This window comes from Necropsobacter rosorum, from assembly GCF_964241405.1.
In the GTDB taxonomy this organism is placed as follows: domain Bacteria; phylum Pseudomonadota; class Gammaproteobacteria; order Enterobacterales; family Pasteurellaceae; genus Necropsobacter; species Necropsobacter rosorum.
In genome coordinates this window covers 268,888-283,627 of the sequence record NZ_CAXSXF010000002.1, presented here as the reverse complement: position 1 = coordinate 283,627, position 14,740 = coordinate 268,888, and the positions used below count along the sequence as shown (strand labels likewise).

At 50.0% G+C, this 14,740-nt stretch carries 15 protein-coding genes; 8 read left to right on the top strand and 7 right to left on the bottom strand.

Going from position 1 to position 14,740, the window contains the following annotated elements:
* Positions 1 to 42: 42 nt before the first annotated feature.
* The 3 genes from ACESOH_RS05320 to ACESOH_RS05310 form a co-directional block, all read right to left on the bottom strand.
* Positions 43 to 624, bottom strand: a complete 582-nt coding sequence (locus tag ACESOH_RS05320) for an aminodeoxychorismate/anthranilate synthase component II (RefSeq protein ID WP_373100187.1) — start codon at positions 622 to 624, stop codon at positions 43 to 45.
* 6 nt (positions 625 to 630) lie between these two features.
* Complete coding sequence (gene trpE, locus ACESOH_RS05315) at positions 631 to 2,184, bottom strand: anthranilate synthase component I (protein WP_373100186.1); 1,554 nt, start codon at positions 2,182 to 2,184, stop codon at positions 631 to 633.
* 178 nt (positions 2,185 to 2,362) lie between these two features.
* Positions 2,363 to 2,953: an NAD(P)H-dependent oxidoreductase gene (locus ACESOH_RS05310; protein WP_373100185.1), complete on the bottom strand. Its 591-nt coding sequence runs from the start codon at positions 2,951 to 2,953 to the stop codon at positions 2,363 to 2,365.
* A gap of 188 nt (positions 2,954 to 3,141) precedes the next feature.
* Between ACESOH_RS05310 and sohB the strand changes: the two genes are divergently transcribed.
* Positions 3,142 to 4,197, top strand: coding sequence for a protease SohB (gene sohB / locus ACESOH_RS05305; RefSeq protein WP_373100184.1), 1,056 nt, complete (start codon positions 3,142 to 3,144; stop codon positions 4,195 to 4,197).
* Between the two features lie 232 nt (positions 4,198 to 4,429).
* Complete coding sequence (locus tag ACESOH_RS05300) at positions 4,430 to 5,248, top strand: OmpA family protein (protein WP_032092814.1); 819 nt, start codon at positions 4,430 to 4,432, stop codon at positions 5,246 to 5,248.
* A gap of 102 nt (positions 5,249 to 5,350) precedes the next feature.
* Here ACESOH_RS05300 and ACESOH_RS05295 read toward each other — a convergent pair whose 3' ends face one another.
* Genes ACESOH_RS05295 through ACESOH_RS05285 form a run of 3 tightly spaced genes read right to left on the bottom strand, consistent with a single transcriptional unit; the run spans position 5,351 to position 7,427 of the window.
* On the bottom strand, positions 5,351 to 5,725 hold the full coding sequence (locus tag ACESOH_RS05295; RefSeq protein ID WP_373100182.1) for a SufE family protein: 375 nt from the start codon (positions 5,723 to 5,725) through the stop codon (positions 5,351 to 5,353).
* Positions 5,722 to 6,927, bottom strand: coding sequence for an aminotransferase class V-fold PLP-dependent enzyme (locus ACESOH_RS05290; RefSeq protein WP_373100180.1), 1,206 nt, complete (start codon positions 6,925 to 6,927; stop codon positions 5,722 to 5,724). Before ACESOH_RS05290 ends, ACESOH_RS05295 begins: the two co-directional genes overlap by 4 nt.
* Positions 6,927 to 7,427, bottom strand: coding sequence for a thermonuclease family protein (locus ACESOH_RS05285; RefSeq protein WP_373100178.1), 501 nt, complete (start codon positions 7,425 to 7,427; stop codon positions 6,927 to 6,929). Before ACESOH_RS05285 ends, ACESOH_RS05290 begins: the two co-directional genes overlap by 1 nt.
* A gap of 118 nt (positions 7,428 to 7,545) precedes the next feature.
* Between ACESOH_RS05285 and ACESOH_RS05280 the strand changes: the two genes are divergently transcribed.
* Genes ACESOH_RS05280 through ACESOH_RS05270 form a run of 3 tightly spaced genes read left to right on the top strand, consistent with a single transcriptional unit; the run spans position 7,546 to position 9,994 of the window.
* Positions 7,546 to 7,959: a CidA/LrgA family protein gene (locus ACESOH_RS05280; RefSeq protein WP_373100177.1), complete on the top strand. Its 414-nt coding sequence runs from the start codon at positions 7,546 to 7,548 to the stop codon at positions 7,957 to 7,959.
* Positions 7,956 to 8,642, top strand: coding sequence for a CidB/LrgB family autolysis modulator (locus ACESOH_RS05275; RefSeq protein ID WP_373100175.1), 687 nt, complete (start codon positions 7,956 to 7,958; stop codon positions 8,640 to 8,642). The genes ACESOH_RS05280 and ACESOH_RS05275 overlap by 4 nt, the downstream gene beginning before the upstream one ends.
* Positions 8,643 to 8,647: 5 nt before the next feature.
* On the top strand, positions 8,648 to 9,994 hold the full coding sequence (locus ACESOH_RS05270) for an anti-phage deoxyguanosine triphosphatase (protein ID WP_373100174.1): 1,347 nt from the start codon (positions 8,648 to 8,650) through the stop codon (positions 9,992 to 9,994).
* Positions 9,995 to 10,021: 27 nt separating this feature from the next.
* Here ACESOH_RS05270 and ACESOH_RS05265 read toward each other — a convergent pair whose 3' ends face one another.
* Positions 10,022 to 10,930: a LysO family transporter gene (locus tag ACESOH_RS05265; RefSeq protein ID WP_373100172.1), complete on the bottom strand. Its 909-nt coding sequence runs from the start codon at positions 10,928 to 10,930 to the stop codon at positions 10,022 to 10,024.
* Between the two features lie 94 nt (positions 10,931 to 11,024).
* Between ACESOH_RS05265 and ACESOH_RS05260 the strand changes: the two genes are divergently transcribed.
* The 3 genes from ACESOH_RS05260 (at position 11,025) to htpX (ending at position 14,692) form a co-directional block, all read left to right on the top strand.
* Positions 11,025 to 12,599 carry a DUF2813 domain-containing protein gene (locus tag ACESOH_RS05260; protein ID WP_373100171.1) on the top strand — a complete coding sequence of 525 codons (1,575 nt, stop codon included), beginning with the start codon at positions 11,025 to 11,027 and terminating at the stop codon, positions 12,597 to 12,599.
* Between the two features lie 69 nt (positions 12,600 to 12,668).
* Positions 12,669 to 13,739, top strand: a complete 1,071-nt coding sequence (gene dinB / locus ACESOH_RS05255) for a DNA polymerase IV (protein ID WP_373100170.1) — start codon at positions 12,669 to 12,671, stop codon at positions 13,737 to 13,739.
* A gap of 92 nt (positions 13,740 to 13,831) precedes the next feature.
* A complete protein-coding gene (htpX, locus tag ACESOH_RS05250; RefSeq protein ID WP_373100168.1) occupies positions 13,832 to 14,692 on the top strand; it encodes a protease HtpX in 861 nt (286 codons plus the stop codon).
* Positions 14,693 to 14,740: the final 48 nt, after the last annotated feature.

The window sequence follows — 14,740 nt, the reverse complement described above, 5'->3', positions numbered from 1 at the left end:
TTTGGCTGTCGGGTTGTCCGTGTTGTTTAATATGCGGCAATATTACCGTGTCAGCAGCCAGTGAACGGCATTTTCCAGCAGTTTGGCGCCCTGTACGGTCAGAATACTTTCCGGATGAAACTGAAAGCCGCAGATCGGTAATGTTTTGTGGCGGATTGCCATAATAATACCTTGATATTCGGCGTTGGCAATCAATTCCTGCGGCAGTTCGGTTCCCATCAGCGAGTGATAGCGCGCCACCGGCATAGGATTGGTCAGACCGGCGAACATTGCCTGTGCGTCGTGCCGGATCGCGGAGACTTTACCGTGCATCACTTCGCCGGCATGCACCACTTTGCCGCCGAAGGCTTCAATTAACGCCTGATGGCCCAGACAGATGCCGATCATCGGCACTTTTCCGCTCAGCGTTTTAATCAGCGGCAGCAAAATCCCCGCCTCACTCGGATTGCCCGGCCCCGGCGAAAGCGCCAGAATAGTATCGGATTGGCGGGTCGCCGCTTGTTCCAGCACTTTAATATCGCAATCGTTGCGGTAAACCTGCACCTGATGACCCAGCGCGCGGAATTGATCCACCAGATTATAGGTAAAGGAATCAAAATTATCTAAAAATACAATCGTCGCCATGATGAATTATCCTTGTTGCTGTGCCTGTCGGTTGGTCTGAATAATCGCGTTGAGCACCGCTTTGGCTTTGTGACGGGTTTCATCCGCTTCCGCCTGCGGATCGGAATCCAGCACTTCGCCGCAACCGGCCTGAATATAAGCCACGCCGTGTTGCACGAAAGCGGAACGGATAACGATACAGGTGTCGAAATTGCCGTCGGAGGCTAAATAGCCCACCGCGCCGCCGTAGCTGTGACGTTTTTGCCGTTCGAAACGGTAGATTAACTGCATCGCTTTGATTTTCGGCGCACCGGTCAGCGTGCCCATATTCATACAGGCCTGATAGGCGTGCAGCGCGTCAAGCTCGGGACGCAGCTCGCCGACCACGCGGGACACCAGATGCATAATGTGAGAGTAGCGGTCCACCTGCATCAGATTTTTGACCTGGCGGGTACCGCTGCGACACACCCGCGCCACATCGTTGCGCGCCAGATCCACCAGCATTAAATGCTCGGCCAGTTCTTTTTTATCCAGCCGCAGCTCCAGTTCTAAACGGGCGTCCAGTTCAGGGTCGATCCGGCCGTGCGCATCAAAACCGCGCGGGCGGGAGCCTGCAATCGGATAAATTTCCAATTGACGGGTCGGCGCCGCGTATTTCAGCGCGCTTTCCGGTGAAGCACAGAACAGGGTGAAATCCTCATCCTGCATATACACCATATACGGACTCGGATTGGTACGTTTTAGCTGACGGTAGGCGGCCAGCGGATTCGGGCAATCGATGGAAAAACGGCGCGACGGCACGATCTGGAAAACATCGCCGATATTAATATGCCGTTTCAGGGCGCTGATAATGGCTTTGAATTCATCATCGTCAAGATTGGTATGCACCTCCGTTGCGCCGTGCTGCAACGTTAAGTGCGGTTGAATTTTTTGTAATTTGCGGCAAATTTCCACCGCACTTTGCTGCAGTTGAGGTTGCTGCCGGGCGTGAAAACAGAAGGTTTGCAGGGTGGAAGTCTGCGCTTGGTGATCAAAAACCAGCAGATTTTCCGCTAAATAGAATACATAATCCGGACAAGTTAGGCCGTCGTCTTGCAGTTCGATATCATGCATCGGGATAAAATTGGCCACTAAATCGTAGGCGAATAACCCGCCTAACAACACCGGCGTGGTGCTGTGCGCGTAGAGCGAGGTGATACAGCGCAATCCGTCAAACACGGTGGCGGCCTGTAATTTACTGTCTTCATCAAGATTTGGATCGGGCGGCGGAAAGGCGACGGTCAGTTGACTGCGGCATTGGGAAAGTACGGCGGCCCGACCTTGTAACATGTTCTGAATCAGCGGTAATACCGCCTCGCCGTTGACTGTTAAGGCGTTAAATGTGACATGTTGGCCGCGGCAGGTAATTTTAACCGCCGGATTAATCAGGAACAGGCTTTTCAGACTGTTTTTGCTGCTGATTTCCGCAGATTCCAGTAATAAGGTGTTTTTTTGCTCTTGGCACAGGGTGGCAAACACGGCGGTGGGATCGTTATGATAATCCACCGGCTGACTGAATACATGAATAAAGGGAACGGACATAATAACTTCCTTGCATCAAATGATAACTTGCACTATTAAACTAGTGCATTATTGTTTTGTCAAGTGTTATCTGTTATCGGCTACGGATTCGGAATAATGACGTGAATCATCGACGCGCTTAAGGCGCAATGGAACAGGCGGCCTGATGCCGCCTGAAGAGGTATTAGCTAAAGCCGTATTACAGGGATTTGACGATGTCGTCGATTTTGGCTTTAGCGCCCGCCTGTGCTTTGGCGATGGCGTCCGGGCCGAAACCGATGGCTTCGGCATAAACGAATTGAACGTCCGTAATGCCGATAAAGGCCAGGAAGGTTTTCAGATACGGCGTGACGAAATCCGTCGCCTGTCCTTGGTGAATACCGCCGAATGCCGCCAGCACAATCACTTTTTTACCGTGAATCAACCCTTCCGCACCGTTTGCGCCGTATTGGAACGTAACGCGCGGACGGGCGATAAAATCGATATAACTTTTTAACTGCGTCGGAATATTGAAGTTATACATCGGCGCGTTAATAATAATGGTATCGGCGTTTTTGAGTTCGGCGATCAAGCTGTCGGATAAGGCCAGCAACGCTTGATCCTGCTCGGTTTGCGGCTCGCCGCGCAGTGCGTTGGCGGCAACGCCGTCGAAATACGGCAGCGGATTGGCACCGAGATCGCGTTCCACCACATTGGCGCCGGGTAGTTTTGAGATCAGGTAATCAGAAAGCTGGTTGGTTTGTGAATGCTCGGCAAGAATGCTGGATTTTAATACTAAGATATTGCTCATAATTGTTCCTTTGAATGAATTAACTGCGAATTGATTGTCATTATAAAATGTATTTTTAATAAATAAAGCCCGTTTAAGTAAAAAGATTATTAATAATAAGTAAAAAATAAAACGGGGAAATTGCACTTTAAACCAGATAAGTTATGATGAGCGCGGATTAATGTTTTAGTAATAATAAAGGAAAAATTATGTGGTCTGAATTGATGATGGGCTATGGATTATTTATTTTGGAAATCGTGACCGTTTTATTGATTATCGCCGCGATCGTGGCGATGATATTGGGCTTAAAACAGAAAAAAGCTCATCCGGCAGGCGAGCTGGTCATTACCGATTTATCGCAGGCCTACGAGGAAAACAGCACTAAGCTGCGTGACTTCCATTTAAGCGAAGCCGCACTGAAACAGGCGGAAAAAGCGCGTAAAAAAGCCGATAAGGCGAAAGCCAAAGCGGAAAAGGAAAAACTTAAGCAGGGCGAGAATGCGCCATCGCGTAAACCGCACCTTTATGTGCTGAGTTTTAAAGGCGATATTGCCGCAACGGAAACCGCGGCGCTGCGCGAGGAAATCAGTGCGATTATCGCCGTGGCGCAGCCACAGGATGAAGTGCTGCTGCGGCTGGAAAGTCCGGGCGGGATGGTACACGGTTACGGCTTGGCGGCATCGCAGCTTGCCAGATTGAAATCCCACGGCATCAAACTGACTGTGGTGGTGGATAAAGTTGCTGCCAGCGGCGGTTATATGATGGCTTGCGTGGCGGATAACATCGCGGCGGCGCCGTTTGCGATTGTCGGTTCTATCGGCGTGGTGGCGCAGATTCCGAATATTCACCGTTTGCTGAAAAAACATGATGTGGATGTGGACGTAATGACCGCCGGCGAATATAAACGCACCATGACGGTGCTGGGCGAAAACAGCGAAAAAGGCAAGCAGAAATTTCAGCAGGAACTGGAGGAAACCCATCAGTTATTTAAAACCTTCGTGAGCCGCCATCGTCCGCAGATCGATATTGAGCAAATCGCCACCGGTGAACACTGGTTCGGACAACAGGCGCTGGCGTTAAAGCTGGTGGATGAAATAATCACCAGCGATGATTTGATTTTGCAGGCCGTTAAAGACAAAACCGTGCTTGCGGTAAAATACGCGTTGAAGAAAACACTGGTGCAAAAACTGGGAAAACAGGCGGAAGAAAGCACTGAGGCGGTGTTGACTAACTGGCTACAGCGCGATCGGCGTACTTTGTTGTAAATGTAAAGCATTCGGGATGTTGTGCGGCAGCGTGTAAATTTTTGTAAGTTATTGTGTTTTTAATTTACTTCGATTTTAATTGCCATTACCATACGGCGCTGAAATAACACTGATTTCATTATTATACAACTTTAATTCAATACGGCGGCCGGCGGTTTTCGGCGTCAAGGTTTAAACCATCATTTTATGGTTGACGATTAAAGTAAGGAATCAAAAATTTAAGGTAACGCAAATGAAATTATCACATCTTTTATTATCTGCGGTTGCGGCGGCCGGCTTAGCGGCGTGCGGTAACTTAAGCAAAGTCACCGATGAAGGCACGTCCGATAATCTGGTATGGCCGAAAATCGATCAATCGGTGTTTAATCATGACGGCAGTCAGTTCGGATCCTGGCCGAACTGGGATAACGTACGTATGGTTGAACGCGGTATGAATAAGGATCAGATTTATAATCTGTTAGGTCGTCCGCATTTCAGCGAGGGCTTGTACGGCGTGCGTGAGTGGGATTACGCGTTCAACTATCGTGAAAACGGTGAACACAAAATCTGTCAATATAAAATTCTGTTCGATAAAAACATGAACGCGCAGAATTTCTTCTGGTATCCGAACGGCTGTAACGGCAACTCTTCATTTAATTTAAGTGGTGATTTCCTGTTTGACTTTGATAAAGACACGTTAACGGTAAAAGGTGCCGAAGTGGTGGATAATATTGCCGCGCAGTTGAAAACCTCGAATGCCAAACAGGTGAAAGTGGCCGGCTTTACCGACCGTCTGGGCTCGGAGGCTTATAATCTGAATTTATCTCAGCGTCGTGCCGATCGCGTCAAAGCGCGTTTGATCCAGCAGGGCGTTAATGCGGATATTATGGCTGTCGGCTACGGTAAAGCGCAGCAGATTAAAGCCTGTAATAATGAATCCGGTCAGGCGTTAAGAGATTGTCTGCGTCCTAATCGTCGTGTGGAAGTTTCGGCCTCCGGCACCACCCTGAAACAATACGAAAGCGGCGTACAGGGCGGAAAAACCGGCCCGGCACCGCTTTATCAGAAATAATTCAAGACAGACCTTGATTTGCAGGAGCTGATCCGTTGAACGGATCAGCTCTTTTTTTATGCGGCGGCGCATGCCGGAATAAACGCTCGCCTGCGACGGAGATTATAACCGATGCAGGATCTGTTCGATCTGTTTCAGCCCGTTTAATCGTGTTGCGCTTAAGCGCTGCGCAATACCCAGTTCGGCGAAATAAGCGGTGATATCGAAATGCTGTAGCTGCTGCGCGCTTTTGCCGTTGATTTCCTGCACTAACAGCCAGAGCAGACCGTTGAGGATTCTTGCTTCGCTGTAAGCGTTAAAGGTAAAAGTGCGGTCGTTTTGCGGGCAGAATTGAAACCAGACCTTCGCCTCGCAGCCGGCAATCAGCTGCATTTGCGCCAGTTGCTGCGGCTCGGGGCGGGGCAGATTTTTGCCCGCCTGCATAATTAAACGATAGCGTTCTTCCCAATGGGTCGCTTGTCCGAATTGTGCTTTCATACGCTTTCCAGTAAGTTGAGCGCCGTATCCAGCGCGGTGAAAAACAGCTCGATGTCCTGCGCGCTGTTATAAGGCGCCAGCGATAAGCGCAAGGTTCCCGCTTGTCCCAGCCGGGTCAGATAAGGCTGGGCGCAGTGTTGTCCGCTGCGCAGGGCGATATTCTGTTCCGCCAGCAGGGTGGCCAAATCGGAAAGGGCGATATGTTCAAAGACGAAACTGACTACTGAACTCGGTTGCGGCGATGCAAATACGCGGCAATCCGGATAATTTTTTAACCGCACTTTTATCTGTTCGCTTAACTGCCGGGTATAGTGTTCGGCGGCGGTTAAATCCCATTCCTCCAGCCATTGCAACACCGCGTTAAAGCCGATAACCGCCGCAATATTCGGCGTGCCGGCCTCCAGTCGGTATGGTAAATCGGCAAAACTGATGGCCGATTCCGATACCCGATCAACCATTTTGCCGCCGAAGATCAACGGTTGCAGCCGGTTCAGGCTGGATAATTTTCCGCTCAGCACGCCCAATCCGGTCGGCCCGTAGAGCTTATGGGCGGAAAAGGCGATAAAATCCGCATCCAGCGCTTGCAGATCAATGGCGCAGTGGCTGATTGCCTGTGCGGCATCCAGCAAAACCAGCGCTTCGGAATGGCGGCGAATCAGGCGGATTAATTGTGCCACCGGTTGTTCGCTGCCCGTGACATTGGAAACGAAATTTAACGCCACCAGTTTGGTGCGCGGATTCAGCGCATCAAGCAAGGTTTGCGGGTCAATCAGCCAGTTGTCGGTGATGGGCAACACGATGATGTTGGCGCCGCTTTTACGCGCGATTTCATGCCAGGTGACGAAATTGGCGTGGTGATCCGCCTGACTGATAATGATCTCGTCCTGTGCCGATAACTCCGCCAGTAAACCGTTTGCAACGATATTGATCGCCTGCGTGGTACCGGAAGTCCAGATCACGGCCTGTTCGCTTTCGGCGTTGAGCAGTTTTTTCACCCGGCGGCGGGCCTGCTCATAAAGTGCGGTCTGTTTTTCATCATATTGGCTGCGGTGTACGGAGCCGGAAGATTGATAAAAGTCCACCGTTGCCTCAATCAGACATTGCGGTTTGAGCGCGGTTGCCGCGCTGTCCAGATAGACGGCGGCGTGTTGCTGATTAAAATACGGAAACTGGCGGCGAAATTGCTGATAATCAAATAACATTATGTTTCTCTTCTGGATGAGGAATGTAATCCTTTGCGCCATTGACTCGGGGCAATCGGCGCGGGCGATTGCCACAATCCTATACGCCGGCGCTGTGCCTGTTGTTGCGCCCGGTGATAAGCCGGGTCGCGGACATAGCGGGCATAAGCCCACGCCATGCCCAGCCGAACCATTTTTAAATTAATATTGGTGCCCTGCAAGTCATACACGGTGGCTAAGACGCGTTGATAGCGATCATAACCGGACACGGACAAACGCACGGTCTTTTTATGGATCAGCCGGCCTAATGTGCGGCGCGCCTGGGTGCCGAAGGGCTGTTTTTTCTCCGGCGCGTCAATTTCCTGCAGGCGGACTTTAATTTGCTTTTTGTTGTGCAGCAAACAGGTAAACGTATCACCGTCGGAAATCGCCACCGCCAGACAGGTTAAGCTGCGTTCGGCATGAACCGGTAAGATACCGATTATCAGCGCCGAGAGCAGAAAAACGTATTTTTTTAACATTTTATTGGTATAAGTTTGATCTGAAACAGCAGTATTGTACCGAAAAACGATAACAAAACTAGAAAATAAGAGTAAAATTATCCTATATTTTTTATCAGAAAAGTTGAGTGATGAGACGATGGGGCGAAAAATATTTCAATTATTGCGATCCTTTGCGATTCTTTACCTGATGCTTTATTTGGGGGAGTTGATTTCGCATTTTATCCCGGTCGGCGTGCCGGGCAGTATCTGGGGGCTGTTGCTGCTGTTTACCGGTCTGGCGACCAAGATCATTCGGATGAACTGGGTGTTTTTCGGCGCCAGTTTATTAATCCGTTATATGGCGGTACTGTTTGTGCCGGTGAGCGTCGGGGTGATTAAGTATTCCGATTTGCTGCTCAGTCAGGCCAAGGCGCTGCTGATTCCCAATATTGTCAGTACCTGCGTGACGCTGGTGGTCGTCGGGCTGCTGTCCGATTATTTGTTTTCACAAAGTTCGTTTACCGGATTGCGTAAAAAAGTACTGAAAAAGCGCGCCAAGGAGCAGGCATGATCTACCTTTATTCACTTTTAACCATTGTCGCCTTTTTGGTCGCGCTGCAAATCAGCAAAGTGTTAAAGTCCGTTGTGCTGAACAGTTTTGTCTTAACCGTGTTAATTCTGATTATTGTATTGCTGAGCGCCGATATTCCCTATGACGATTATATGACGGGCAATATGCCGCTGAATAATCTGCTCGGTGTGAGTGTTGTTGCGCTGGCGCTGCCTTTATACGAACAGCTGCGCCAGATTAGTCAGCGCTGGAAAATTATTCTGACCGTCACCACCGCGGCATCGCTGTTGTCGATGGCAAGCGGTGCGCTGCTGGCATGGTTATTAGGAGCGAAACCGGAAATCGTCGCCACCATTCTGCCTAAATCGGTAACCACGCCGATAGCCATGGCGGTGGCGGAAAATATCGGCGGTATTCCGTCCGTGGCCGCCGTCGGCGTAATTATTGCCGGTTTGCAAGGGTCTATGTTCGGTTATCTGGTCTTGAAGAAAATCGGTTTGAAACATTCGCAGGCTATCGGTTTATCGGTCGGTTCCGTCTCGCATGCGCTGGGTACGGTCAGCTGTATGGAGCTGGATCTGAAAGCCGGCGGTTATAGCTCGATTTCTCTGGTGTTATGCGGTATTATCAGTTCCATTCTGGCGCCTTTGATTTTTAAAGTCATGTATCTTTTTGTGGCATAACGAACATGAAAAACCTCATTAATCCGGCTTGGCAGGCGCGTTTTGTGGCCGACAAGCCGCGCGAAAAAGATCACCGCCCGCCTTTTCGCCGCGATCGCGGGCGTATTTTACACAGTGCTGCGTTTCGCTGTTTGCAGGCAAAAACCCAGATTCATGCGGTGGGCGAAAATGATTTTTATCGCACCCGTCTGACCCATTCCCTTGAAGTGGCGCAAATCGGCAGCAGTTTGGTCTCGCAACTGAAATTTGCCGATGCTTTCGGCGCATTTATATCAGAAGCGGATAAAACGGCGCTGCAAAAACAGCTGAAATTATTGTTGCCCACCAATGATTTGATCGAAAGCCTGTGTTTTGCTCACGATATCGGACACCCGCCGTTCGGGCATGGCGGCGAAGTGGCGCTGAATTATATGATGCGTCATCACGGCGGTTTTGAAGGCAACGGGCAGACTTTCCGCTTGTTGACCCGGCTGGAGCCTTATACGCCGACAGCCGGCATGAACCTTACCCGCCGCACTCTGCTCGGTATTGTGAAATACCCGACGATTCTGGATGTCTCCTCACCGCAATACGACCAGCTGCCGTCGGTTGAAAACACCGATCCCCGCTATGTCAAAATCGATGACTGGCGGCCGGGCAAAGGGTTATTCCGCGATGATATTGAAATGTTTCACTGGCTGCTGGAACCTTTGTCCGAAAACGACCGCACTTTATTCGGCGCCTTTACGGAAAATCGCCAAAATGCTGCGCAAACCTTGAAAACCCGTTATAAATCGCTGGATTGCAGCATTATGGAGCTGGCCGACGATATTGCCTACGGTGTGCATGATCTGGAAGATGCCATTGTGGTCGGCGTGGTAAACCGGCATCAATGGCAGGAGGCGTTGAACGCGCTGAAAAGCTGTCAATCCGGTTGGATCAGAGAACATATCGATGAGATTACACAAAAGCTGTTTTCCGATTTCCATTATGAACGCAAAAATGCCATCGGCGCGTTGGTGAATTATTTTATTACCCATGTACGCTGGAAAGTCACGGCGGATTTTTCCGAGCCTTTGCTGCGCTATAACGCCGAATTGCCGGCGGAGGTGATCGCGGTATTAAATGTGTTTAAAAAATTCGTCTGGCAATATGTGATCAGAGATGTGGAAACCCAGCGGATCGAATATAAAGGCCAGCGTATTCTGACCGAGCTGTTTCAGATTTTCGAAAGCGACCCGCTGCGCCTGTTGCCGCGCAATACCGCAAACCGCTGGCGGAATGCGGCGGCTAACTATAAAAAAAGAATGATCTGCGATTATATCGCCGGTATGTCCGATGCGTATGCGCTGAAAGTGTATCAGCAGCTGTAAGCACGGACAGGAAAAAACGCCAATAAATTAAACCGGCAGCGAGGAAAAAAACACCAGTAAAACCGGCGGTACGATATTGGTGATAAAACCAAAGCTGATTGCCAGCGGTACCACTTCAATGCCGCCGGCACGCTGAATAATCGGCAGTGTGCAGTCCAGCGCGGTGGCGCCGGCAATCCCGACGGCGGTAGAGCGGTGGTTAAACATAAAAAACGGAATAATAAAGAGACTGAGAATTTCCCGTGAGAGATCGTTGAAAAAAGCGATACTGCCGAATACGGCGCCCCAGGCATCGTTGATAATGACGCTGGATAAAGAATACCAGCCGAAACCGGAGGCGATCGCCAGTCCCTGAGTGAGCGGCAGATTTAAAACATAAGCCGAGATAACGCCGCCCAGCAGCGAGGTAATAATAAAAATGACGCCGGTATAAATCCCGCGCCGGTTAAACAACACCTCGCGCAGCGAAATGCCGTTATTGCGCAGCTGAATACCGACAAAAAAGATCAGCGCAACCAAAATATACGTGCTGGTGCCGAAAGGCAGCGCTATCCATGCCTTTCCCAACAAGCCCGCCAGAAAACCGAACAACACCATCGCGCAAAGAATAACACTATCCAGCAACAGGCGACGGCGCGGCGGCATATCCGAACGCCGGCGCTGCAACGGGCAGGGAAAAAGCTTGTCGTAAGCCAGCAGACCGACAAGATTGCAGCTTTGAATAATCACCGCAAAGGTCAGTGCGGATAAGGCAATCCGCGGCAACTGGGTGGCAAGATCATCCAGCTGCCCTAATGAAAATCCCATCACGAATAAAATAATATACAACAGCAGCATCACGATCTGATTAATGCGATGCAGCAGTGCGGCGTGATGGGTTTTAATGCAGTAACCCGCAAACATCGGGCCTAAGACAATCAGTAATCCTTCGTACATAGTGAATAATATTATTTAACGTGAAAGTGTTAGGGGTTGTTGATCATTGTGTGTTATTTTACGTTACCGTGGCAGGAAACACAAAGAGGGGATTATGTATTTACGACGATTGGAGATAATGGGATTTCGCGGAATCAACCGCTTATCTTTCAGACTGTATCCGAATATGGTGCTGATCGGTGAAAATGCGTGGGGCAAATCCAGTTTGCTGGCGGCACTCAGTCTGATTTTTAATACCGAAAAAAAACTGTACCGCTTTACGCCGACGGATTTTTATCTCGCCGATGATAAAAATGAACAAACCAACGAAATCAATATTCTGTTTACCTTCTGCGAACATGAGACCACAGAGCGTTCGGCGCCCGCCAATCTTGCGTATCAACCCTTATTTGTTCACAACGACGACGGTTACGCGCGGCTTTATTTTCAGGTTAGCGGCGGCATTTACGACAATCGGGTTGTAACGGAATATGCGTTTTTGGATCAGGAAGGCAAAAAAATTCCGCTGCCGGACAGCGAACACATCGCTTTATCCTTAATCGCCCGCCATCCGGTTTACCGTTTTCGTGACGCCCGCCTGAATCATCATACGCCGACTGTGCTTAATCCGCCGTTCTTGGCGCAAAACGGCCGCCAGCAGGATGCCCGGCTGAACAAAGAAATTCAGTCGGTGGGTTTATTGTTGCAGTATTATTTTCTGCGTCGTCACGACAGCGCCGATTTAATGCAGGATGTGACCGCACTTTGGAATGACGCCAAAGCGCTTTGTCTGAAACTGCGTCAGGATAAGACCCGCGTATTACACAAACAGTTATTCCGTTATCTGGCATCGCTTTTTATTACCTCCGAGCAGATCTCGCTCAGTAAATTAATCCGCCCGATTATTTTATTTGAAGCGCCGGAATCGCGCCTGCACCCGCGCATGGTGGCCATTGCCTGGGAACTGGTCAGCTATTTGCCGATGCAGCGGATTACCACGACAAATTCCGTGGAACTGATTTCTCAGGTGGAATTACGCGCCATCTGCCGCCTGATCCGAGCGGTGGATCGCACCAAAGCTTTCCAGCTGACATCCAAAACCCTGGGGCGGGAGGATTTGCGCCGGCTGACGTTTCATATTCACCATAACCGCAGTCTGGCGCTGTTTTCCCGCCTGTGGTTGCTGGTCGAAGGGGAAACGGAAGTCTGGATTTTAACCGAACTGGCCGCATTAATGGGGATCGATCTGGCGATGGAAGGCATTCGTATCGTGGAATTTGCGCAGTGCGGTTTACGTCCGCTGCTGAAATATGTGAAAGCCATGGGCATCGAATGGTATGTACTGACCGACGGCGATGAAGCCGGGCGCAAATACGCGGAATCGGCGCGCAGTATGCTGGAGGAGGATGACAACGACAACAGCCGCATCACCATATTGCCGAAACGCGATATAGAACATTTTTTCTATTATGCCGGATTCGAATCGGTATTTATCCGGCTGGCGCGCGGGCAGACCTCGCCGGCGCACAATTATCCGGTCAGCCGCATCATTCAGCGCGCCATTCAGCGCACATCCAAGCCGGATCTGGCCATTGCCTTATCGGCGGAAATCGAAAAACGCGGCAGTCAGTCCGTTCCGCTGGAATTTAAACGGCTGTTTTCCAAAGTATTGACGCTGGCTCGCGAATAACTGTTTATTTATACAGTTTGTTGTGCTAAAGTGCGGTTAAAAATTTCGCTATTTTTGACCGCACTTGTTATGAATCTGATGACCCGCAAAATTATTCACATTGACATGGACTGTTTTTACGCCTCCATTGAAATACGGGATAATCCCGATTTACAGGACAAACCGGTGGCGGTCGGCGGTGCTTTGAGTCAGCGGGGCGTGTTGAGTACCTGCAATTATATTGCCCGCCGTTTCGGTTTACACAGTGCAATGCCGACCGCGCAGGCGCTGAAACTGTGTCCGGATTTAGTGTTGCTGCCGGTGAATATGCCGCTGTATAAACAGGTTTCGCAGCAAATCCGGCAGATTTTTTTGCGTTATACCGATAGAGTGGAGCCGTTGTCTTTAGATGAAGCCTATCTGGATGTGACGGATTGCCGGCAATGTTCCGGTTCGGCCACTTGGATCGCGCAGGCCATCCGCCGGGCGATTTTCGATGAAGTGGGGCTGACCGCCTCCGCCGGCGTGGCGCCGCTAAAGTTTCTGGCCAAAATCGCCTCCGATCAGAATAAACCGAACGGACAGTGTGTGATTAAACCGGAAGAGGTGGCGGAATTTGTGCGCACCTTAGCGCTGCATAAAATTCCCGGCGTGGGAAAAGTCACCACTCAACGTCTGGCCCGGCTCGGTTTACAAACCTGTGCCGATGTACAGCGGTTCGATTTAGCTATCCTGTTGCATCAATTCGGTAAAATAGGGCGCCGTATCTGGTCTTTCAGTCATGGCATTGATGAGCGGGAAGTGCAACCGCACCGCGTCCGCAAATCCGTCGGCGTGGAAACCACGTTAAGCACAAATATTTCCCATTTTGATGATGGGCTTCGCATACTGGATCGCTTATACCCGATGTTATTGCAGCGCGTGCAGCATGCCTGTCCTCAACTGCCGCTGTCTGCGTTCAATAAAATCGGGGTGAAACTGAAATTTGCCGATTTTCAGATCACCACGCTGGAAAAAAGTGCGGTGGCATTTCAGCGAGAAAATTTTATTGCCTTATTACGGCAAATTTGGCAACGCTGCCAAGGGCGTGAAGTGCGTTTAATAGGCTTACATGTGAACGTGCCGGCGCAAAACCGTCTGCAACAGATGAGTTTATGGTAAATTTTTTCTGTTGACCCTTGAATTTAACAAATTTATAACTATTATTAACAACAGTTTACACACTACCCTGATTTATCAACGAGGAACTTTCTATGATGAGAATTTTGCTGTTTTTAGCAACCAATATGGCGGTTTTAGTCGTCTTCAATATTATTTTAAGTCTGACCGGCATTCAGTCGCAGGATGCGGCGGGCTTGCTGATTATGGCGGCGCTGTTCGGTTTTTCCGGCTCGCTGATTTCATTGTTGTTATCCAAATCCATGGCGCTGCGAGCGGTAAACGGACAGATTATCGAACAGCCGCGCAACGAGCAGGAGCGTTGGTTGCTGGAAACCGTGCGCTCGCAGGCAAACGCCGCGGCATTACCGATGCCGGAGGTGGCGATTTATCATTCTGCCGATGTTAATGCCTTTGCCACCGGCGCGAGTAAAAAAAATTCGCTGGTGGCGGTCAGTACCGGTCTGCTCAATGCGATGACTAAAGATGAAGCGGAAGCGGTGCTGGCGCATGAAATGAGCCATATCAAAAACGGTGATATGGTTACCATGACCTTGCTGCAAGGGGTGCTGAACACCTTTGTGATTTTCATTTCCCGTATGATCGCCAAAGTGGCGGCAAGCAACCGTGACGGCGAAACCAGTCAAGGCATGTATTTTATGATTTCGATGGTATTGGAACTGGTGTTCGGTTTTCTGGCCAGCATGATCGCCATGTGGTTTTCCCGGTATCGCGAATTTCGTGCCGATGCGGGGTCAGCCAGTTTAGTCGGCAAACAGAAAATGATCGCCGCTCTGCAACGTTTGCAGCAGATTCACGAACCGCAGGATATGGAAGGCCAACTGGCGGCGTTTGCCATTAACGGTAAAACCGGCGGTTTAAGCGCGTTGTTTTTAAGCCATCCGCCGCTGGAAAAACGCATTGAAGCATTAAAAAATTTAGACAGTTTTAAATAATGCCAGAATAGCGGATAATGTGAGGACGTCCTTTTGACGTCCTTAATT

What these genes read in the sequence shown, in the direction of transcription:
- ACESOH_RS05320 (WP_373100187.1), bottom strand. Translation starts at nt 624, where the DNA reads ATGGCGACGATTGTATTTTTAGATAATTTTGATTCCTTTACCTATAAT.
- trpE (WP_373100186.1), bottom strand. Translation starts at nt 2,184, where the DNA reads ATGTCCGTTCCCTTTATTCATGTATTCAGTCAGCCGGTGGATTATCAT.
- ACESOH_RS05310 (WP_373100185.1), bottom strand. Translation starts at nt 2,953, where the DNA reads ATGAGCAATATCTTAGTATTAAAATCCAGCATTCTTGCCGAGCATTCA.
- sohB (WP_373100184.1), top strand. Translation starts at nt 3,142, where the DNA reads ATGTGGTCTGAATTGATGATGGGCTATGGATTATTTATTTTGGAAATC.
- ACESOH_RS05300 (WP_032092814.1), top strand. Translation starts at nt 4,430, where the DNA reads ATGAAATTATCACATCTTTTATTATCTGCGGTTGCGGCGGCCGGCTTA.
- ACESOH_RS05295 (WP_373100182.1), bottom strand. Translation starts at nt 5,725, where the DNA reads ATGAAAGCACAATTCGGACAAGCGACCCATTGGGAAGAACGCTATCGT.
- ACESOH_RS05290 (WP_373100180.1), bottom strand. Translation starts at nt 6,927, where the DNA reads ATGTTATTTGATTATCAGCAATTTCGCCGCCAGTTTCCGTATTTTAAT.
- ACESOH_RS05285 (WP_373100178.1), bottom strand. Translation starts at nt 7,427, where the DNA reads ATGTTAAAAAAATACGTTTTTCTGCTCTCGGCGCTGATAATCGGTATC.
- ACESOH_RS05280 (WP_373100177.1), top strand. Translation starts at nt 7,546, where the DNA reads ATGGGGCGAAAAATATTTCAATTATTGCGATCCTTTGCGATTCTTTAC.
- ACESOH_RS05275 (WP_373100175.1), top strand. Translation starts at nt 7,956, where the DNA reads ATGATCTACCTTTATTCACTTTTAACCATTGTCGCCTTTTTGGTCGCG.
- ACESOH_RS05270 (WP_373100174.1), top strand. Translation starts at nt 8,648, where the DNA reads ATGAAAAACCTCATTAATCCGGCTTGGCAGGCGCGTTTTGTGGCCGAC.
- ACESOH_RS05265 (WP_373100172.1), bottom strand. Translation starts at nt 10,930, where the DNA reads ATGTACGAAGGATTACTGATTGTCTTAGGCCCGATGTTTGCGGGTTAC.
- ACESOH_RS05260 (WP_373100171.1), top strand. Translation starts at nt 11,025, where the DNA reads ATGTATTTACGACGATTGGAGATAATGGGATTTCGCGGAATCAACCGC.
- dinB (WP_373100170.1), top strand. Translation starts at nt 12,669, where the DNA reads ATGAATCTGATGACCCGCAAAATTATTCACATTGACATGGACTGTTTT.
- htpX (WP_373100168.1), top strand. Translation starts at nt 13,832, where the DNA reads ATGATGAGAATTTTGCTGTTTTTAGCAACCAATATGGCGGTTTTAGTC.